At 66.4% G+C, this 20,750-nt stretch carries 13 protein-coding genes and 1 tRNA gene; 9 read left to right on the forward strand and 5 right to left on the reverse strand.

The features are described from left to right. Positions 1-28: 28 nt before the first annotated feature. The 3 genes from ACPDIX_RS00125 to ACPDIX_RS00135 all read right to left on the reverse strand — a co-directional run bounded on the left by ACPDIX_RS00125 (position 29) and on the right by ACPDIX_RS00135 (position 2,231). Entirely contained in the window at positions 29-655 is a 627-nt protein-coding gene (locus ACPDIX_RS00125) for a hypothetical protein (protein WP_423429732.1), read from the reverse strand. 162 nt (positions 656-817) lie between these two features. After that, positions 818-904: transfer RNA gene (locus ACPDIX_RS00130), tRNA-Leu, on the reverse strand. A gap of 436 nt (positions 905-1,340) precedes the next feature. Beyond that, positions 1,341-2,231 (reverse strand): rhomboid family intramembrane serine protease, encoded by an 891-nt coding sequence (locus tag ACPDIX_RS00135; protein WP_423429733.1) that lies wholly within the window; start codon positions 2,229-2,231, stop codon positions 1,341-1,343. Between the two features lie 325 nt (positions 2,232-2,556). On the opposite strand from ACPDIX_RS00135, the gene ACPDIX_RS00140 reads away from it, so the two are divergent. Continuing rightward, complete coding sequence (locus tag ACPDIX_RS00140; RefSeq protein WP_423429734.1) at positions 2,557-12,192, forward strand: lamin tail domain-containing protein; 9,636 nt, start codon at positions 2,557-2,559, stop codon at positions 12,190-12,192. 27 nt (positions 12,193-12,219) lie between these two features. On the opposite strand, the gene ACPDIX_RS00145 is transcribed toward ACPDIX_RS00140, so the two are convergent. Then, complete coding sequence (locus tag ACPDIX_RS00145) at positions 12,220-13,500, reverse strand: class I SAM-dependent methyltransferase (protein ID WP_423429735.1); 1,281 nt, start codon at positions 13,498-13,500, stop codon at positions 12,220-12,222. Between the two features lie 14 nt (positions 13,501-13,514). After that, a complete protein-coding gene (locus tag ACPDIX_RS00150; RefSeq protein WP_423430166.1) occupies positions 13,515-14,498 on the reverse strand; it encodes a zinc-dependent alcohol dehydrogenase family protein in 984 nt (327 codons plus the stop codon). Positions 14,499-14,696: 198 nt separating this feature from the next. On the opposite strand from ACPDIX_RS00150, the gene ilvN reads away from it, so the two are divergent. From ilvN to ACPDIX_RS00190, 8 genes are all read left to right on the forward strand, one after another. Then, complete coding sequence (gene ilvN, locus ACPDIX_RS00155) at positions 14,697-15,170, forward strand: acetolactate synthase small subunit (protein WP_423429736.1); 474 nt, start codon at positions 14,697-14,699, stop codon at positions 15,168-15,170. A gap of 90 nt (positions 15,171-15,260) precedes the next feature. Beyond that, on the forward strand, positions 15,261-16,358 hold the full coding sequence (gene ilvC / locus ACPDIX_RS00160; protein ID WP_423429737.1) for a ketol-acid reductoisomerase: 1,098 nt from the start codon (positions 15,261-15,263) through the stop codon (positions 16,356-16,358). A 136-nt stretch (positions 16,359-16,494) separates the two neighbouring features. Beyond that, positions 16,495-17,406, forward strand: coding sequence for a methylenetetrahydrofolate reductase [NAD(P)H] (gene metF, locus ACPDIX_RS00165; RefSeq protein ID WP_423429738.1), 912 nt, complete (start codon positions 16,495-16,497; stop codon positions 17,404-17,406). Beyond that, on the forward strand, positions 17,403-17,984 hold the full coding sequence (locus tag ACPDIX_RS00170) for an HDIG domain-containing metalloprotein (RefSeq protein ID WP_423429739.1): 582 nt from the start codon (positions 17,403-17,405) through the stop codon (positions 17,982-17,984). The genes metF and ACPDIX_RS00170 overlap by 4 nt, the downstream gene beginning before the upstream one ends. Before the next feature lie 39 nt (positions 17,985-18,023). Beyond that, positions 18,024-19,268 carry a hypothetical protein gene (locus ACPDIX_RS00175; RefSeq protein WP_423429740.1) on the forward strand — a complete coding sequence of 415 codons (1,245 nt, stop codon included), beginning with the start codon at positions 18,024-18,026 and terminating at the stop codon, positions 19,266-19,268. 117 nt (positions 19,269-19,385) lie between these two features. After that, the gene (locus ACPDIX_RS00180) at positions 19,386-19,673 is read left to right on the forward strand and encodes a hypothetical protein (protein WP_423429741.1); all 288 of its coding nucleotides are present in this window, start codon (positions 19,386-19,388) and stop codon (positions 19,671-19,673) included. 47 nt (positions 19,674-19,720) lie between these two features. Further along, positions 19,721-20,014 carry a CopG family antitoxin gene (locus ACPDIX_RS00185; protein WP_423429742.1) on the forward strand — a complete coding sequence of 98 codons (294 nt, stop codon included), beginning with the start codon at positions 19,721-19,723 and terminating at the stop codon, positions 20,012-20,014. After that, on the forward strand, positions 20,011-20,736 hold the full coding sequence (locus ACPDIX_RS00190) for a type II secretion system protein (protein WP_423429743.1): 726 nt from the start codon (positions 20,011-20,013) through the stop codon (positions 20,734-20,736). The genes ACPDIX_RS00185 and ACPDIX_RS00190 overlap by 4 nt, the downstream gene beginning before the upstream one ends. The last annotated feature ends 14 nt before the right edge of the window (positions 20,737-20,750 follow it).

Raw genomic sequence — 20,750 nt, forward strand, 5'->3', positions numbered from 1 at the left:
GGGGGTGGTGGAACTGGGAGGAAAATCGTCAGGTTTGGGTCCCGGTACGGCAATTCGTCACCGTCAATTTTCGCCGGGCAAAAGCCAAAGTCAAGCCGGCCAAAACCCCGATGGCCCATGTGGAGGGCTCGGGCACAGCCTCGACTCGCATGCGTTGGGGATCGTTCAGGTCCGGGCTGCTCCATGCCCCGCCGCTGTTGACGGTGAAGGTGAATTCGCTGGGGAAACCCGTGCCGGATTCGGAGTCGGTATAGCCCCAGCGGAGGGTGCTGCGGGCATCGGGTCGGACCACCACGTAGTACGTGGTGAACGGAGTTATGGAGACGTTCAGCCCGGTGATGCTGACGACGTTGTCGGTGTCGGGCGTCGTGGGATTGGCCCATCCGCTGGCCAGGGTCTCCACAATGGAACCGGGCGTGCCACCCGAGCCGTTGGCGTCCCAGAGTTGGACGCTGAACGTTCCGTTGTTGCCGCCGTAAAGGTTCAGGTGGACGGCTTCCAGGGCGGTATAGGAACCGCTGGAGAAGGCTTGTCCGGCCCAAGTGCTTTCGCTGAGGCCGATCGAGGCAGCGAAGGGTTGGTGCAGGCTGTCGGCGATGGGAACCCCTGCCCGGCCTGTGGTGGTGAACAGCAGCAGAGCCAACGCGCCTGCCATTGATGCAAATCCGTTTGCCATGCCAGTTGACAACCGCCTTTGTAATGCAGTTGCCTTCGTTGTCAAGGGCCGTTTCCAAGGCGTGAAGCCGTTGGGGCGAGGCGGGCGCCGACGGCCTTCGTGTGCGACGGCCCCGGGAGAGGGGCTGTCAGAAAAGGAAATTGGTGCCGATGGAGGGAGTCGAACCCCCACGCCCTTTCGGGCACCAGATTTTGAGTCTAGCGCGTCTGCCAATTCCGCCACATCGGCACCCTGACGATCGTGATCATACACATTCTGCGCCGGTTGTAAACCCCCTTGGGGAGGGGGTCACGGCCGGCGGGCCGGTGTGTGGGGAACCACCGAGAGCGCCCGAGGGGACCCATGCACCGCGGAGACAGGCAGGGACGTGTTCCGCCTCCGCGAAGGGCGCAGATGGCTCCCTAAACACAGGCACGCTACAGCGAATCGAACTCGGAGACCACGGAGATTTTCCTTTTTTACCCCACGGAGACACGGAGAACACAGAGGAGACACAGAATCGTTTTCCTTTTCCTCGGTGACCTCTGTGTCTCAGGGGTTTTCATCTCTTCGCACTGTTTCGTGGGTCGTGAACCACAGAGGCACGGAGTTGGATTCGTTGTTCTTATTTGCTCTGGGTGGTCTCCGTGGTTTGTGAGAAGGTGTTGTCTGTGTCCTCCGTGGTTCAGCGGCGTTCCATGCGGCGGCGGGCGGCTTCGAGGATCTTCCGCTCGCGCGGGGTGAGGCTGTGGATGCCGTGGGCGGAGATTTTGTCCAGGATGGGATCCACCTCCCGACTCAGGAACTCGTCGGAGGTTAAGTCGTCCGGGAGGTCGGGTTCGCCGCTGCGTCCCGCAGTCCGGAGCGGGCCGGCCACGCGGTAGGTGGGTCGTGGGACCGACCTGCGATGCCATCGAAGGCGAAGACGCGGTAAGGAATCATAAAGCCCCCACCGGATGTAGGCGATGCCGGCGAACATGCCACCCAGATGCGCGGCGTGCGCGATGCCGTCGCCGGGGAAGAGGAGTCCGAATCCGGCCAGGAGTGCGCTGATGAGCAGGAGGTATTTGGCGCGGAGGGTGAGGGGCAGGACGAAAAAGAGCAGGAGGGTGAGGGGGCGCTCGGGATGGATGGTGGCGAAGGCGGCCATCAGGCAGAAGGCCCCGGCGGAGGCACCGAGGACGGCGCCGCCGAACCAGCGCGGGGAGATCAGCGCGGCCAACACCTGCAGCAGTCCGCCGAGGAAACCGCCCAGGAAGTAGAGTGTGAGAAAGCGGCGGGGCCCGAGTTCTTCCTCCAGGGCACGGCCGAAGACGTAGATGACGAAGGCGTTGAGCAGCAGATGGAGCAGCCCGCCATGCATGAACTGGAAGGTGAGGAGCTGCCAGAGGTAGCCCTGGGCCAGCCCTTCGAGGCTGAGGGCGAAGAGGGCGTCGGTGGGGAATCGCGGGAATGCGCGGTACAGGATGTTCTGCAGCAGGAAGGCGACGGCGTTGGCGATGACGAGCCACACCGCGGCGGGCCAGCCGGATCGGTAAGCCGGCGTGGTGCGCATGTAGTCCCTGTCGTCGAGCATCTCGGGGGGAACGTACCGTTTTTGAAGCGGGGAGGCAAACCGGTCGAAGGGGAGGGCGAACGGTGAGGCACGCGGTGCCGGCCGGGGACGGCGCGGGCCTGATGGGCGTGTGTTGACATCTCCGCGGTGGGGGCGTGGGGACGGGTTCTTGCTCGGCTTGGGCGGGTTGGGTTAGATTGGGTGCGCTGCGGCCGGAACGAAGGGAACCGCACGGCATGGCCGGTCTGTGGCGAGGGATCGGTCGGGCGCCGTGGGTGGACCGGCCGTTGACGTGGGCGATCAAGGGGGCTGCGACGCTCCTTCGCGTGAAGGGAAACGAATGCACATGATCAAGAAGCCCTGGTTCCGTCGGGCACGGTGGATCGAGCTCGGGTGGTGGTTGGTCGTTTTGTGCGGGGGACACGGTTTGGGGACGGCGGGTGCGGTGCAGGGCATCTTGCGCGAGGTATGGGAGGGGATTGGCGGTACGGCCGTGGCGGACCTGACGAATTCGCCGGCATTTCCGAATCAGCCCACATCCACGAATCTGGTGACGGATTATTTCGAGGCGCCGGTGGACGTGCTGGACAACTATGGGCAGCGGATGCACGGCTATCTGATCCCGCCGGTGACCGGGGATTACACGTTTTGGATTGCCAGTGACGATCAGGGGGAGTTGTGGCTGAGCACGAATGAATCGCCTGCGAACCGGCGTTTGATCGCGTGGGTGTCGGTCTGGACGGGATCGAGGGAGTGGGGCAAGGAGCCGAACCAGCAATCGGCGCCGGTGCGGTTGGAGGCGGGTCGGGCTTATTACATCGCGGCGCTGCAGAAGGAGGGCGGGGGCGGCGACAACCTGGCGGTGCGGTGGTTGCGGCCGGACGGTGTGGATCAGGGGCCGATTCCCGCGCAGTACCTGCTTCCGTACGGGATTGCGCTGCGTGCGCCGGAGATCGTCAGGCAACCGACGAACACGACGGTGACGGAGGGTGGGACGGCGGTTTTCGTGGTGGAGCTGGCGAATCCGGAGATGGTGACGTACCGGTGGCAGCGGAATTTCGTGGATCTGCCGGAGGCCCGGGGACCGGTGTTGGAGTACGGGCCGGTGCGGTTGGGCGATCACGGGGCGCAGTTCCGGGTGATAGCCAGCAACAGCGAGGGAAGTGTGACCAGTACGGTGGCCGTGTTGACGGTGACGCCGGACACGGTACCGCCGGCGTTGCTGGGGGCGCGGAATGAGGGTCGGACGCGGGTGCGGGTGTGGTTCAGCGAACCGATGGCGGCGCCGGGGGCGACGAACGCGGCGCATTACCGGCTGGACCGTGGGCGGTCGGTGTTGACGGCCGAGTTCGGTGCGACGGCAGCGGAGGTGGTGTTGACGACCTCGGAGCTGACCTACGGGCAGACGTACACGCTGACGGTGAGCAATTTGACGGATCAGGCGGCGACGCCGAACCCGCTGCCGGCGGGGTCGCAGGTGGTGTTCACGGCCTATGAGTTCGTGCCGCAGGACGTGGGGAATCCGGCGTTGGCCGGTGAGACGGTGAGTGTGCCGGGCGGGGTGGATGTGCGGGGCAGCGGTGCGACCATCGGCGGGACGTCGGACCAGTTTCACTTTGGGTGGGACGAGCGGCAGGGGGATTTCGACCTGGAGGTGCGCGTGGCCGGTTTGAGCGTGCCGGATCCGTATGTGCGGGCGGGGTTGATGGCGCGCGAGACGTTGGATGCCCGTGCGCGGTTTGGTGCGGTTTTTGCCTCGTCGGTGCAGTTGGGATGTTTCTTTCAGGCGCGGTCGGCCCAGGGGGGCACGGCGACGGTGACGGCCCCGCGGGGCGGTTTTCCGGTGAATTATCCGTACACGTGGTTGCGGTTGCGCCGGGAGGGGACGGTGCTGACGGGTTATGCCTCGTGGGACGGCCAGGTTTGGACCCAGCTGGGCACGGTGGCGTTGAGTGGGCTGTCGAACCGGTTGTACGTGGGCCTGGCGGTTTGCAGTGACACGACCAATGCGGTTGCGCTGGCGCGGTTTCGTGATTTCGGTCCGACGCGCAGCCTGTTGACCGGGACGGTGAGGCGGGATCGGGAACCGGTGGGACCGTCGAGCCGCACGACGGGTCTGATCATCAGTGAGATCATGTATCATCCGACGAACCGTCCGGACGGGCGGAATCTGGAGTTTGTGGAGCTGCACAATGCGCGGTCGGTGTTCGAGGAGCTGACGGGTTGGCGGCTGGCCGGGGACATTGCGTACACGTTTCCGGACGGGTTCACGTTGCAGGCGGGCGAGACCGTGGTGGTGGCGGCGGATCCGGAGGCGATTCGAACCGTGTACGGAATCACGAATGTCCTCGGCCCGTACACGGGTCGGCTGCCGAACGACCGGGGGCGTGTGGTGCTGTTGAACAATGCGGGGGCGATCCGGCTGGCGGTGGAGTATTCGGACGAGCCGCCCTGGCCGGCGGCGGCCGATGGCGCGGGGCATTCACTGGTGTTGGCGCGGCCGAGTTACGGGGAGATGGACGAGCGGGCGTGGGCGGCCAGCGAATTGCGGGGTGGTTCGCCCGGCGAGATGGATCCGGTGGTGCCGGCGCCGGAAAAGGCGGTGGTGATCAACGAGATCCTGGCGCACACGGACGATCCGCAGCTGGACTTCATCGAGTTGTACAATCATTCGAACCAGCGGGTGGACTTGTCCGGGTGCATTTTGACAGATGATCCGACGACGAACCGGTTTCGGATCCCGGACGGGACGTTCATCGAGGCGCGCGGGTTTTTGACATGGGACCAGAACCAGTTGGGGTTCGCGCTGAATGCGGGTGGTGAGACGGTGTATTTGATTTCGTCGAACGGGCTGCGGGTGTTGGACGCGGTGCGCTTTGGCGGGCAGGAGAACGGTGTGGCCAGTGGTCGGACGCCGGATGGCAGTCCGTGGATACGCCGGCTGGCGTGGCCGACACCGGGCAGTGCCAATGCGCCCCGGCGGGTGGAACCGGTGGTGATCAACGAGATCATGTACCATCCGATCACGGAAGAGGACGACGACGAGTACATCGAGCTGCACAATGCCTCCGGGCAAGCCGTGGACGTGGGCGGCTGGCGGTTGCGGGAGGGGGTGGAGTTCACGATCCCGGCGGGGACGGTGATTCCGGCGGGCGGGTATTTGGTGGTGGGGCGGAATGTGGAACGGTTGCGGTCGCGGTACCCGCAGTTGAACGCTGGGAACAGCGTGGGGGATTACACAGGCCGGCTGAGCAACGGGGGTGAACGGCTGGTGCTGCAGAAGCCGGATTGGGTGATGACGACCAATGCCCTGGGGGAGGTGAGCACGAACCGGATTTGGATCACGGTGGGGGAGGTACGGTACTGGGACGGAGGTCGTTGGGGGCAGTACGCCGACGGGGGCGGATCGAGTCTGGAGCTGGTGGATCCGCGGGCGGATCCGATGTCGCCGTCGAACTGGGCGGACAGTGACGAGAGGGGCAAGGCGTCCTGGACGACGCTGTCGGTGACGGGCCGGTGGGACAACGCCAATGCCAACGTGGCGGCAAACCGGTTGTATCTCGGGTTGTTGGAGGCGGGCGAATGCCTGGTGGACGACGTGGAAGTGCTGGCCAACGGGCAGAACAATCTGGTGGCCAACGGGGGGTTCGAGAATGGCAGCACGGGCTGGTTGTTCAGTGGCAACCACAGCACATCGCTGGTCGTCTCGACAGGGGCGGTGAGCGGGGCCAACTGCCTGTATGTCCGCGCCAGCGGGGATCTGGACACGGGGCCCAATGCGATTCGCACTTCTCTGAGTTCGGCCCTCACTGCCAACGCCACCCATGTGATCCGGGTCAAGGCGCGCTGGCTGGCCGGGTCGCGACAGATCCTGTTGCGGGTGCGGGGCAACGGGCTGGAACTGGCGGGGGATTTGAACGTGCCGCCGAATCTGGGGACACCCGGTCTGCCCAACAGCCGGCGGGTGTCGAACGCGGGCCCGGCCATTTACGACGTCCGGCACGATCCGCCCTTGCCGGACGCGAACGAACCGGTGCGGGTGACCTGCCGGGTGGACGATCCCGACGGCGTGTCGTTGGTGCGGCTGCGGTACCGGGTGGATCCGTCCTCGTCGTTGAGTACGTTGACGATGGTGGACGACGGGACGCGGGGGGACGAGGTGGCGGGCGACGGTGTGTACACGGCGCAGTTGACGGGTCGCAGTGCGGGCACGCTGGTGGCGTTTCGGATCACGGCGACCGACCGCAACGGGGCGACGAGCACCTTTCCGGCGCGCGCGCCGGAGGAGGAGTGTCTGATTCGGTGGGGGGATCCGGTGCCGTTCGGGACGTTTGCGCATTATCATCTCTGGTTCACGGCGGCGACAGCCTCGGCGCGGACGGCCGGTCTGGACAACACCTGGCGGGATTCGACGCTGGTGTACGGGAACCATCGGATCATTTACAACACCGGTTTCCGTGACAAGGGCAGTCCGTATCACGCTGGGCAGGGTGACATTGCGGCCAACACCCCGGCCGACGAACCGTTGCTCGGGGTGCAACGCCGGGTGTTTGCCTCGACGGGCAACGGCGGGTCGGAAGCGACGGGCATTCGGAGTCAGTTGGCCGCGTGGTATGCGCAGCAGTTGGGCATTCCATACCTGCACGCGCATTACATGCGGCTGTATTTCAACGGGAGTTTGTTCCGGCCGGACATCATGGAGGATTTGGAGGAGCCGGATCACGAGTACGCGGAGCGGTGGTTCCCGGCCGACGGCACGGGCGATTTGTACAAGATCGCCGTGTGGTTCGAGTTTCAGGACAACAACCGGGACTTCAACGCGACCAGTGCGACGATCGAACGGTTCGTGACGCTGAACAACCAGTACAAGCTGGCGCGGTATCGGTGGAACTGGCAGCGGCGCACCCGCGACGGCGACGCCAACAATTACCGGCAGTTCTTCGATCTGGTGACCGCCCTGAACGACACCAGCACCAACTACACCGCCGGGATCCTGAATCTGGCCGACATGGAACAGTGGATGCGGGTGTTGTGCTACGACTTTGCGATGGGCAACTGGGACGCCTGGACCTACCGGATCGGCCAGAACATGTATCTCTACCGGCCGGTGGGGGGCAGATGGGTGCTGATTCCGTGGGACATCGATTTCACGTTCGGTTTGGGGGACGGGACGACGGCGCCGTTGCGGGGCGGGCACGACAACACGATGAACCGCGCCTACGCGAACGCGACCTTCCAGCGGATGAACTGGCGCGCCTACCAGGACACCATCAACGGTCCGTTCCGGCCCGAACGGTTCCAGCCGCAGATCGATGCGCGGCGTTCGATCCTGTTGAAGAACGGGGTTACCGGGCTGGCGCATCCGTCGGTGATCACCTCCTGGATCAACACGCGCCGGACCTTCATCCAGAGCCAGCTCAACGTGGTGGACAGTCCGGTGTTGGCCATCACGTCCAATGGCGGGAACAATTTCACCTCCACGGTGCCCACGGTGACGCTGGACGGCGTGGCGCCGATCGCGGTGGCGACGCTGATGGTCAACGGCGTGCCGCAGCCGGTGACCTGGACGGGTGTGCGGACGTTCCGGATGGTGGTGCCCCTGACCGGTGTGACCAATGAACTGCGTGTGGTGGGATTGGACCGGCTGGGGCGGCCGGTGCCGGGGGCGGAGACGAGCATCACGATCTATTATCCGGGCGAGGTGCCGCGGCCGGAGGATTACGTGGTGATCAACGAGATTCATTACCGGCCGCGGCCCGGGGAGGAAGGTTCGGCGTTTCTGGAACTGTACAATCGGTCGGACACGGCGAGCTTCGACCTGAGCGGTTATCGGCTGCAGGGGGTGGGTTACACGTTCCCGGCCGGGTCGGTGATGCCGCCGGGGGCGTACTGGGTGTTGGTGGGGGATCGGGCCCGGTTCGAGGCCGTTTATGGTGGGGGTGTACCCATCTTTGACGTGTATCCGGGCGGTTTGGACGACGATGGCGAGCGGATTGCGTTGTGGCGGCCGGGTGCGGAGCCGGGCGTGGAGGAGCTGATCACGGACGTCCGGTATCGGAACGTGCCGCCGTGGCCGACGAACGCGGCCGGGGGCGGTTCCTCGCTGCAGTTGATTGACGCCGCGCAAGGGAGCTGGCGTGTGGGCAACTGGTGGGCACCGCCCACGAATCACGCCGACCGCGCCACGCCGGGTCGGCCCAACGCGGGTGTGGAATCGCTGGCGCCGTTCCCGGACGTCTGGATTAACGAGGTGATGCCGGTGAACCTGACCGGGCCGGCCGATGGCGCGGGCGACCGGGATCCCTGGATCGAGCTGTACAACGCGGGCGAGGAACCTGTGGATCTGGGCGGGCTGTACCTGACCGACGATTACGGGAACCTGTTGAAATGGGCGCTGCCGGCTGGGACGACCATCGCTCCGCGTTCGTTCCTGGTGATCTGGTGCGATGGGGAGCCGGGCGAGAGTCGGCCGGGCGAACCTCATGCGCCCTTCCGTCTGGCGCCGGGCACGGGTCGGGTGGCGCTGACGCGGCGTCAGGGTTCGGCTCAGACACCCGCCGTTGTGGACCATGTGGAGTACGAGCAGCTTTCGGCGGATCGGAGTTACGGAAGTTACCCGGATGGCGAGCCGCGGCGGCGCCAGCCGTTCGTGCATCTGACGCCCGGTGGGCCGAACAATCCGGAGATGCCGGCCGTGCAGGTGCGGATCAACGAGTTCATGGCCGGCAACAGCCGAACGATCGCCGATCCGGCCGACGGTGATTACGATGACTGGTTCGAGTTGTACAACGCGGGGACCAACGAGGTGGATTTGTCCGGGTATTATCTGACGGACAATTTGTCGGATCCGACGAAGTACCGGATTCCGGCCGGGGTGCGGATCCCGGCGGGCGGGTTCCTGTTGGTGTGGGCGGATGAGGAAACGGGCCAGAACGGGCTGGGACCGGGCCTGCATGTGAACTTCAAACTGAGCCTGGGCGGCGAGGAACTGGGCCTGTTTGCGCCGGACGGTTCGGTGGTGGACAGCTTCGTATTCGGCCCGCAGAGCGAGGACGTGAGTCAGGGTCGGTACCCGGACGGTGCGGAGCTGCCGTTGGTGGAATTGACGCGGCCGACCCCGGGCGGTCCGAACGAACTGGCGGGCGGGAACCGGCCGCCGTACTTCGATCCGATCCCGGACCAGGTGGTGGACGAGGGGACTGAACTTCGGTTCGTGGTGCACGCGACCGAGCCGGATGCGGGTCAGACGGTCCGGTACGAACCCGGTGAGGGGATGCCGCCTGCGGCCACGTTGGATCCGGTGGGCGGGGAGTTTCGCTGGACGCCGGACGAGAACGACGGGCCCGGCCAATACCGGTTTGCCATTGTGGCGCGGGACGATGGGAATCCCTCGCGGAGCGCGGTGTTGTGGGTGAACGTCACGGTGCGGGAGGTGAATCAGCCGCCGCAACTGGCGCCGGTGGCGGATGTAACGGTGGACGAGGGTGGTCTGTTGGTGTTGGATCTGGAGGCCACGGACCCGGATCGGCCGGCCAACCGGCTGACATTCGCCCTGGTGAGCGGGCCGGAGGGCATGACCGTCTCTCCGGGCGGGTCGTTGGTGTGGTCGGTGCCCGCGGGGCTGGGGGATCAGACCTTTGCGGTGACGGTGGCGGTGAGCGACGACGGCCTGCCGCCACTGCGGGCGGAGACGACCTTCCAGGTGCATGTGCGGGAGGTGCCGAATCCGCCGGAGATCCCGTTCATACCCCCGCAGCAGGTGGATGAGGGGACGGTGTTCGAGTACGTGGTGACGGCGTGGGATCCGGACGATCCAGCGGCGCCGTTGCGGTTCAGTTTGGATGTGGCGCCGCCCGGCGCGACGATGGATCCGGGCAGCGGGCGGATCGTGTGGCCGACCGGCGAGGCGGACGGACCGGCCAATCACGTCTTCGTGGTGCGCGTGACGGAGGAGACCCCGCCTTACATGAGCTCCACGCGGACGTTCGGTGTGTGGGTGAACGAGGTGAACCAACCGCCGCGGCTGCTGCCGCTGCCGGCGCTGCGGGTGCGCGAGGGCGAGCCCTTTGCGGTGCGTGCGCTGGCCCAGGACGCGGATGATCCGCCCCAGAACCTGCGGTTCGACTGGCTCGGCGCGCCGCCGCCGGGTGTGGCATTGGATCCGGTTTCCGGCTGGATTGCAGGGGCGGTGCCCTACGACTCGGGTTTGACCCAGGTGCTGGCGGTGTTGCGCGTGTTCGACGACGGGCCCGGCGCGCTCAGCGCCACGCAGGCGTGGTCGCTCCGGATCGAATCGCGTCCCAACCTGGTGCTGAACGAGATCCACTATCGTCCCGCGCAACCGGGGACGGAATTTGTGGAGGTCTTGAACCGGTCGGCGTTGCGGACCGAGGCGCTGGACGACGTGTGGTTGTTGGGCAGCAATCTGGTGTATCGGTTTCCGGCCGGCAGCCGGCTCGCCCCGGGCCAGACGGTGTTGGTGGTGCGGAATCGGGCGGCGTTCGAGTCGTCCTACGGCACCGGGTTGCCGGTGTCGGGCGCGTGGACGGGCTCACTGGGTGCGGCTGGCGACCGGTTGCAACTGGTGCGGCGGCGGGGCGACGGAAGCTGGGAGATCCTGAACGAGGTGACGTACGAGGCGGCGTTGCCGTGGCCGCAGGCGGCCAATGGTGGCGGGGCCTCGCTGCAGTTGGTGGATGCGGCGCAGGATTCCTGGCGTGTGGGCAACTGGGAGGCCGTGCCGCCCGCGCCGGCGCAGCCGTGGATCCTGTTCACCTGGACGCAGTTGTGGCGCTATGATCAGTCCGGAGTGGACCTGGGCGAGGCGTGGCGTGCGCCCGGGTACGACGACCGTGCCTGGCCGGCCGGGCCGGGTCTGTTGTACGTGGAGGACAGCGATCTGCCGGCGCCCAAGAGCACGCCGCTGACGTTGGGCCGGCTCACCTATTACTTCCGGACGTCGTTCAACCATCCCGGGCCGGTGCTGGGCACACGTCTGGTGGCGCGCCTGGCGGTGGACGATGCGGCGGTGGTCTATCTGAACGGGCAGGAGGTGCTGCGTGTGGGACTGCCGGGCGGGGTTCCCATCTTCTACGATACGCTGGCCGAGCGAACCGTGGGCAATGCCACCGTCGAGACGTTCGAGTTGGACAGCCGGTATCTGCGGCGCGGCGTCAACGTGGTCGCGGCGGAGGTGCACCAGGTCAGTCCCAACAGCAGCGACATCGTCTGGGGGATGGAACTCGAGCTGGTGCCGGTGGCCGAGCCCACCACGCCCGGCCGGACCAACTCGGTGGCCACCGCGTTGCCGACGTTCCCGCCGCTATACCTGAACGAGGTCGGCGTGGTGAATGTGACCGGTCCGGTGGATGCGGCGGGCGAGCACGAGCCGTGGGTGGAACTTTATCAGGCGGCGCCATGGCCGGTGGCGATGGACGGCTGGTACCTGACGGACTCGCTGACCGATCTGACGCGGTGGGCGTTCCCCTCGGGCTACACGGTGCCGGCGTTCGGGCTGCCGCTGGTGTGGATGGACGGCGAAGCGCAGGAGGGCACGTTGGACTCGCCGCATGCGAATTTCCGGATTGCCCAGCCGGGGTTCCTGGCGCTGGTGCGCGAGCAACCGGGCGGTCCGGCCGTGGCGGACTACGTGCGCATCCCGGTTTTGGGGCCGGACCAGACCCGCGGTTCGATGCCGGACGGCCAGGGGCTGGACCGCGCGATCTTGTCGGAGCCGACGCCGGGTCGGCCGAACGCGGCGATGGCCGTTCCACGATTGGAAGCGCGGCTGACGCCGGACGGGGGCCGGTTGGAGTTCGTGTGGCCGACGCAACCCGGTGTGCGCTACGTGTTGGAGGCTGCGGATGATCTGACGGCGCCCCGGTGGCGGCCCGTGGCGGACGTGGTGGCGCCGGGCGAGTCGCTGGAGTTCAGCGAGCCGCGATCGGCCGGGCAACGGTATTACCGGCTGGTGCTGCCGTGAGCGGCGGGCGTTCCGGGCAGGTCGCGTTCAGGGTTTCGCCGGTTGGTTTGCCGCCTGCAGGTAGATGGCCTTGAGGTACTCGGCCTCCGGGAATGCGGCGGGGTGGTCGGGGGGCTGGGTGGTGAGGCAGAGCTCCCGCCAGCGCGTGCGCGTGTGGCGCAGCGTTTCACGGACGAGCTCGAAAAATTCCGCGGGCCGGAGGTGTGCGGTGCAGGAACAGGCCACGAGGATGCCGCCTGCGCGGACCAGACGTGCCGCCTGCCGGACGAGATGGCGGTAGGCGCGGAGGGCGGCCGTGCGTTCGGCTGCCTGCCGGGCCAGGGCGGGTGGATCCACCACGACGAGGTCGTGGCTGGCTGCGGGTGCGCGGTTCAACCACTCGAAGGCGTCGGCGCGGATGGTGTGGTGGGTGGTCCGGGGGTTGGGGAACTGCGGGCGGTTGAGGGCGAAGTGGTGACGGGCTGCTTCGAGGGCGTGGGGGTTGAGGTCGAGGTCGGTCACAGACACTGCGCCGCCGCGGGCCGCGTAGATGGAAAAGCCGCCGGAATAGCTGAACAGGTTGAGGACGGCCCGTCCCGCGGCGAGGGACTCGACCTTGCGGCGGTTTTCGCGTTGATCGAGGAAAAAGCCGGTTTTCTGGCCCCGGAGCACGTCGGCCTCGAAGGTCAGACCGGATTCCAGGAAGGGGACCGGTTGGTCCAGGGGCGGTCCGTGGAGGACGGTTCCGTCGGCGGGAGCCCCGCGTTGAGCTGCCAGTGATTGGATGTTCCGGCTGAGGCGCAGCACGAGGTTCCGTGGATGGAACAGGCCGGTGATCCAGGATTGCAGGGACTCGAGCCAGGGGAGCCACGCTGTGGTGTAGAGTTTGAGTACGAGGACGGGGCCGTAGCGGTCGAGCACGAGCCCGGGCCAACCGTCGCTTTCGCCGTGGACGAGCCGGTAACCGGTGGTTTGTGAGTCGAACAGGGCGGCACGTCGTGTGGCGGCCTTCTGAAGGCGCTCGCGCCACCAGGCGTCGTCCACGCGCACGGGAGTGCCCTGATGCAGCAGTCGAACGCGCAGGGGCGAGTGAGGGTCGTAGAGTCCCAATCCCAGGAAACGGTTGCGTCGGTCGTAGAGTGCGGCCAGTTCACCGGCTGTGCCCGGCCGGTTCTGTTTGCGGATGCCCTGGTCGAAGACCCAGGGATGTCCGGTGCGGACGGCCTCTTCCGCGGCGGGTTTGAGGTGGACGTGGAGGAGGGCCGTGGACCCGGAGGTTCGGTGCGGGTCGGTCAGGCTGCCGCGGACAGGCCCGGGTGATGGGTTCATGGACCGTGCGGCGTTCATGGTACGAGCACGGCGGCGCCGTGGAGGCGTCCGGCGCGGAGGTCGTCCAGTGCGCGATTGGCTTCCTCGAGCGGGTAGGTTGTGACGGTGACTTCGATGGGCACGGTGGCGGCGAGCCGGAGGAACTCGATGCCGTCGCGGCGTGTGAGATTGGCCACGGAACAGAGGGTTCGTTCGCCCCAGAGGTCGCGGTACGGGAAGGCGGGGATGTCGGACATGTGGATGCCGCCGCATACGACGGTGCCGCCTTTGCGCACGGCGCGGAGTGCCCGGGGGACCAGGGACCCGACGGGGGCGAAGATCAGTGCGGCGTCGAGAGGTTCGGGCGGGAGCTGGTCGGAATCCCCGGCCCAGACGGCGCCGCAGCGAAGGGCGAAGTCCTGGCCGGCGCGGTCGCCGGGCCGGGTGAAGGCGAAGACGCGGCGTCCCTGGTGCCGGGCGACCTGGGTGATGAGGTGGGCGGCGGCGCCGAAGCCGTAGATCCCGAGGGTTGCGGCCTCGCCGGCCTTGCGCAGGCAGCGGTATCCGATGAGCCCGGCGCAAAGAAAGGGGGCGGACCGGACGGGGTCGAGTCCCTCCGGCATGGGCAGGCAAAACCGTGCGTCGGCCACGGTGTACTCCGCGTAGCCGCCGTCCACGGTATAGCCGGTGAAACGGGCCCGGTCACAGAGGTTTTCGTGGCCGGTGGAGCAGTAAGGGCAGCAGCCGCAGGTGCCGGCCAACCAGGGGATGCCCACCCGTTGGCCGGGCCGGAGTTCGTCGACGTCCGGGCCGGTGGCGACGATCTCCCCGACGATTTCGTGTCCGGGGATGAGAGGCAACCTGGGTTCGGGCAGTTCACCGTCCACGACGTGCAGATCGGTTCGGCAGACGGCGCAGGCCCGGACGCGGACCAGGACCTGGCCGGGGCCCGGTTCGGGCCGGGGCATCCGGACCGGTTGCAGCGGCTGGCGCGGTGTCTGCAGGAGCATGGCGCGCATCATGGGGAACAAGATGCTGCAGGCGGGCCGCGGGGGAAAGGGCCCGGCGGCGAAGGGGCGGCGGGGAAGGTTTTTGCAGCGTGCGGTGGGGATCCGTGGTGGAGGGCGCGCGGACGCGTGACGTGGGAGGAAACATCATTTGACCGTGGGAATCGGGCTGCGTAAGCTGGGCGGCCGGTTGGGGAACCGACCGCTCATATGAGGCACACGATATCTGTGTTGGTGGAGAATCGGTTTGGCGTGTTGACGCGCGTGGCCGGCCTGTTCAGCGGCCGGGGTTACAACATTGACAGCCTGAACGTGGCGCCGACGCATGACGCGACCGCCTCGCGGATGACCATCGTGACCCGGGGTGACGACGCCACGTTGGAACAGATCGTCAAGCAACTGCAGAAGTTGCCCGACGTGATCGAGGTGCGGGACTTTCGCGAGGGGGAGTATGTGGACCGCGAACTGGTCCTGGTGAAGGTGAAGGTGGACTCGTCCACGCGCGCCGAGGTGATGCAGATCACGGACATCTTCCGGGCCAAGATCGTGGATGTACAACCCAAGAGCCTCACGATCGAGGTCACGGGCGACGAAAGCAAGGTGGAGAAATTCGTCGAGCTGATGGAACCGTTCGGGATTCTGGATCTGACCCGGACGGGCCGGGTGGCGATGCCGCGGAACTGAGGGACCGCCCCCCGGGGGCGGGTGCCCGTCGGCGGGATCCGTCGGTGGAAGAAACAGGACAAACGTTCTGGCAAGGAAGGAGAAGGAGTCATGGCAAAGATTGATTTTGGCGGCACGATCGAAGAGGTGATCACGCGCAAGGAGTTTCCGATGTCCAAGGCCCGCAGGGTGCTCAAGGACGAGACGATTGCGGTGATCGGCTATGGTGTGCAGGGGCCGGCGCAGGCCCTGAATTTGAAGGACAACGGCTTTCGGGTGATTGTGGGGAGCCGGCCGGACGGCAAGGGGTGGCAACGGGCGGTCGAGGACGGTTGGAAACCCGGCAAGACCCTGTTCGACATTCCGGAGGCGGTGGAGCGGGGGACGATTGTGATGCTTCTGGTGGCCGATGCGGTGCAGAAGGAGATCTGGCCGGTGGTGAAACCGCGACTGAAGGAGGGCGATGCGCTCTATTTCTCCCACGGCTTTGCCATTGCCTATCAGAAACTGACCGGCGTGGTGCCGCCGCCGTTTGTGGACGTGATCATGGTGGCGCCGAAGGGATCGGGCACCTCCGTGCGCCGCAACTTTCTGACCGGTGCGGGCATCAACTCGAGTTTTGCCGTGGCCCAGGATTACACGGGTCGGGCGCGCGAACGCTGTCTGGCGATCGGGATCGGCATCGGCTCGGGTTATCTGTTCCCGACCACGTTCGAGCACGAGGTGTTCAGTGATCTGACCGGGGAACGCGGTGTGTTGATGGGTGCGTTGGCGGGGATCATGGAGGCGCAGTACGAGGTGCTGCGTGCGCACGGTCACACGCCGAGCGAGGCGTTCAACGAGACGGTGGAGGAGCTGACCCAGTCGCTGATCCGGCTGGTGGACGAGAAGGGCATGGACTGGATGTACGCCAACTGCTCGGCCACGGCGCAGCGGGGTGCGCTGGACTGGAAACCGCGGTTCAAAAAGGCGGTGCTGCCCGTGTTCAAGGAATTGTATGAACGGGTGCGGACCGGCAAGGAGGCCCGGCGGGTGCTTCAGGCCTGCGGGAAGCCGGATTATCAGAAGCAGTTGCAGGCGGAGTTGAACGCGATGCGCGATTCGGAGATGTGGCGTGCGGGCGCGGCCGTGCGTGCGTTGCGGCCCAAGGAGCCGGCGCGCAAGCTGGGCAGGAACGTCAAGGGCATCTCGGGTCGCGCCAGCAACTGAGGCACGGTCCACCGCTGGATTGGTGGCCACCGTTGCCGGTGCGCTGGCCCGGGGACGGTGCGGACGTGTGTGGGTTCTCGATTCGGGGACCGGGCGGGTTGGAGGGCCGCCCGGTCCTTTCAGTGTGGCAAAGCTCATGCAGGGCCCGGTGCTGATTCGGGATGTCTTGAAGCGGTGCGCGGCGCAGGGGCGTCCGGCGATCTCGTTCGAGTTCTTCCCGCCCAGGAACGAGGCGGGCGAGAACCAGTTCTTCCGGGAGGTGTTGCCCCGGTTGGCGGAGCTGGCCCCGGATTTTTGCTCGGTCACATACGGGGCCGGCGGGAGCACGCGTGACAAGACGCTGGCCATCGTGGAGGCGATCCAGTCCCGGCACGGGCTGCCGAGCATGGCGCACCTGACCTGTGTGGGTTCCTCGGTGGCGCAATTGCGGGAGATCATCGAGCTGGCGCGGCGGCGCGGGATTCGGAACATCCTGGCGTTGCGGGGCGACCCTCCCCGGGGCGAGTCGGGCTTCAGCCCGCCTCCGGACGGTTTCACGCATGCCTGGCAGTTGGTGCGACTGTTGCGGGAGATGGATGATTTTTGCGTGGGCGTGGCCGGGTTTCCCGAGGGGCATCCGGAGTGCAAGGCCGGCAAACACGCCGACTGGGACCATTTGAAGGCCAAGATCGAGGCCGGCGCCGACTTCGTGATCACGCAGTTGTTTTTCGACAACGCGGATTTCTGGGAGTTCCGGGACTATCTGGTGAAGGCGGGCGTGCGCGTTCCGTTGATCCCGGGGATCCTGCCCATTCTGGGCCTGCAACAAGTGGAACGGTTGACGCGGCTTTGCGGGGCGCGTGTGCCGGAGGCGTTGCACCGCCGGTTGGAGGAACTGGCCCATGACGAGGAGGCGTCGGTGGCCTACGGCATCGAGTACGCCACCCGGCAGTGCGAGGAGTTGCTGCGAGGGGGCGTGCCCGGACTGCACTTTTACACGCTCAACCGGGTGCGGTCCACGCGCCGGATCCTCGAAAACCTCGGCCTGACTCGAAAGGAGGCGTCATGACGCGGGAACAGGCATGGGCGTGGTTGTGCGAGTGGGTGCAATCGGAGTCGTTGCGGAAACACGCACTGGCGGTGGAGGCCGCGATGCGTCGTTATGCGGCACGGTTCGGGGGTGATGCGGAAGTCTGGGGCCTGGCCGGGCTGCTGCATGACCTGGACTATGAGCGTTTTCCTGAACCACCCGCGCACACGCGCGAGGCGGCGCGGTTCCTAAGGGAGCGGGGCGTGGACGAGGAGATCGTGGGCGCGATCTTGTCTCACGCCAGCTGGAACCGGGAGGAATACCCGTTGGACCGGCCGATCCGACGGGCGTTGTTCGCCGTGGACGAATTGTGCGGGTTTCTCATGGCCGTGGCCCATGTCCGGCCGGAGCGCCTGGAGGGACTGCAGCCTTCCAGCGTTCGCAAGAAGCTCAAGCAGAAGTCGTTTGCCGCGGGGGTGAGCCGGGAGGACATCGAACAGGGCGCGGCCTGTCTGGGGCTGCCCCTGGACGAGCACATTGCCGAAGTGACGGCCGCGCTCCAACAGGTGGCCGCGGAGCTGGGCCTGGTGAACCGGGCTGCGGGCTCGGCCGAATGATGGGCGGGGTCCTTGCCCCGGAGCCGGCACGCGGTGGGCATGATGGTGAATCACCGATACCGGCTGGCAGCGGGCCACCGGGTGTGGCAGGGTTCGGGCAGGATGAGGGCGGTGCGGGCCATCCTTTGTGCCTTGCTGCTTGCGGGGGCGGCGGCGTCCGGAGCCGCGCCAGAGCGGCCTGCGGAGTCGGCGCCACTGCCGGGTGTGGCCCTGGCCAGGGCGGTTTCCGAGACGACCGGGCTGGCGATTTCGCCGCTGTTGGGGGCGGGCGCGTACGGGGCCTACCGGTATTGGCGTACTGCGCCGGAGTTGCGAGACCGGCTTCCCTGGTACGCCCGGCCGTGGTTCTGGGTTCCGGCGTTGTTGTTGGTCGGACTGGCGGCCTTGAAAGACCTCTGGGGCACCGGCACACCGGCGATTTTGAAAAAACCCCTGGACGTGGCCGAGCTGCTGGAGAACCAGTTGAGTGGCCTGTTGGTCGGGGGCGCGATTGTTCCGCTGTTGTTGCTCACGCCGGCGGGAGCGCCGGACAGCAGCCTGTCCGCGGGAATGGGGCCCCTGGCGTGGATCGAGCCGCTGTCGTGGGCGGGAAATGCGGCTCTGCTGGTCGTGCTGTGGGTGATGTTCGCCGGGGTCTTTCTGGTGTTTCATGCGATCCAGGTCCTGATTGTCCTGAGTCCGTTCGGCGTGGTGGACCTGATGTTGAAGATCGCGCGGGCGGGGCTGCTGGGCACGGTGGTGGCCGCCGCCTGGGTCCATCCCTGGCTGGGGGCGCTGTGGTCGTTGGTCATCGTGCTGGTCTGCTGGTGGGTGGCTGGTTGGGCCTTCCGACTGACCATCCTGGGCACGGTGCTGTCGTGGGACCTGCTGAGCGGCGCGCGCACACGTTTCACGGTGAAGGAACCGGGGCCGATCCTTTTCCTTGCCCAACGCGTGGGCGGGGTGCCGGTCCGGACGGCGGGACGGCTGGTGCGAACGGACAGTGGCGGTTGGTTGTTCCGCTACCGGCCGTGGGGCCTGGGACCTTGCCGGGAGGTGCCGCTGCCGGAGGGGAGGTACGAAGTGGGCCGTGGGCTGGTGTTTCCGGAGCTTCTGCGTCTGCAGGGCGACGAGGCTCGGTCGGTGGGCTGGTGGCCGCCCAGGTGCCGAGGTCATGAAGCCGACCTCTGCCGGTTCTACCGATTGGACGGTGTTCGGGACACCGTGTGGCGGCGGGCCTGGTCATGGTTCCGGGAGGTCGTGCGTGGCGGGGTCCGTTCCCTGTCGGTGGGGACCGGCAGTTGACGGCCTGACCGGCCTCGACGGCGCCGCGCGGAAGGAAGGCGGTTGACACTTCGCACTGTCGGAGGTAAATACAAAGTAGTGACAATGCATGGGCGATGGCATGACGATTGAACCGGAATGGAGTTCGATTGGTCCAATCCGCCCTTCGAGTTGAACCGTTCTTTGACCCAGCAGGAGATCGAAGAATCGTTCGAGGATCCTTTTGCCGTTCGGTTGATGCCGGATTCGAATCGGTTTGCCGCGCAGGCGCGGTATTTCAATCTGGGGATGTCGGCGGCGGGTCGTGGGATTTTCAGTGTGTACCGGACGAACGGGAAGTTGATCCGGGTGATTTGCGCGCGCCCGTTCGAGCCGGAGGAAGAGGTGTTTTACCGGCGCAAGATGCATGAGAGTTTGAACCTCTGAGGTTCCGCCGGACCAAGGACCGGCGGGGCGGTGTGAGGACCGGTGTCATGCGGACGTTTCAGTCCTGGGAGGAAGTGCCGTTGTTCGACAGCGAGTCGGCCGAGGCCGAGTTCTGGATGGAGAACCGTCCGGACGTGCGACTGATGGAGGCGGCATTGGTGAGCAGCCAGCAGTGGACCGACTCGGTGACGATCACGTTGCGGATGGATCCGCGGATGCTGGCGCGGATCAAGCGGCTGGCCCGGTCGCGGTACCTGAATTACCAGAGCATGATCAAACAGTGGTTGAGCGAGCGGTTGGAGCAGGAGCTGCGCGACCGCCCAACGAACCGGATGCCATGAACGTGAGCGTTGTTGTGGGTGGAAGTCGGACTGTTCGTGCCTTCAGTCTGATTGAACTGTTGGTGGTGATCGCGATCATCGGTGTGCTGGCGGGTTTGTTGTTTCCGCTGACCGGTGCGATCAAGGCGCGGGCCGTGCGGGCCAAGGTCCAGTCGGAACTCTCCCAAATCGCGGTGGCCATCGAGAACTACCGGGAGCATTACGGCCAGTATCCGCCCGACACGCCGACCAACTCGCCGGTGTGGCCGTATGTGAACCCGTTGTATTTCGAACTGACGGGCACGCGGTATCTGCCGGACGTGCGGGTGTACGAGACGCTGGACGGGACGGTGCGCATTCGGGACACCGATCAGGCGTTTGGGGCCGTTTTCGGCACGGTGGGAGGCCGGGCGGCGGTGCGTGGGTTCCTGAATTGCACGCGCACGGCCAACGTGGACGATGCACCTCCGGCGCGGGCGTTTCTGACCGGGCTGAAGCCGGCGCAGATGCGGGAGGTGACGTTGAACGGTCAGACGGTGCGTTTGTTGACCTGCTCGGTGAACTGGCCGCAGAATCATCCGTTTCAACCGATTCCGGCCGCCCCGGGCGTGAATCCGTGGCGTTACGTTTCCAGCAACCCGACCAACAACCCGGGCGGGTTCGATCTCTGGGTGGACGTGATCATCGGTGGCAAGACCAACCGCATCGCCAACTGGGGGCCGAAGGTGCAGATTGTCCCCTGACCGTGCGATGCCCA

Source organism: Limisphaera sp. 4302-co, from assembly GCF_049537155.1.
Lineage (GTDB): Bacteria > Verrucomicrobiota > Verrucomicrobiia > Limisphaerales > Limisphaeraceae > Limisphaera.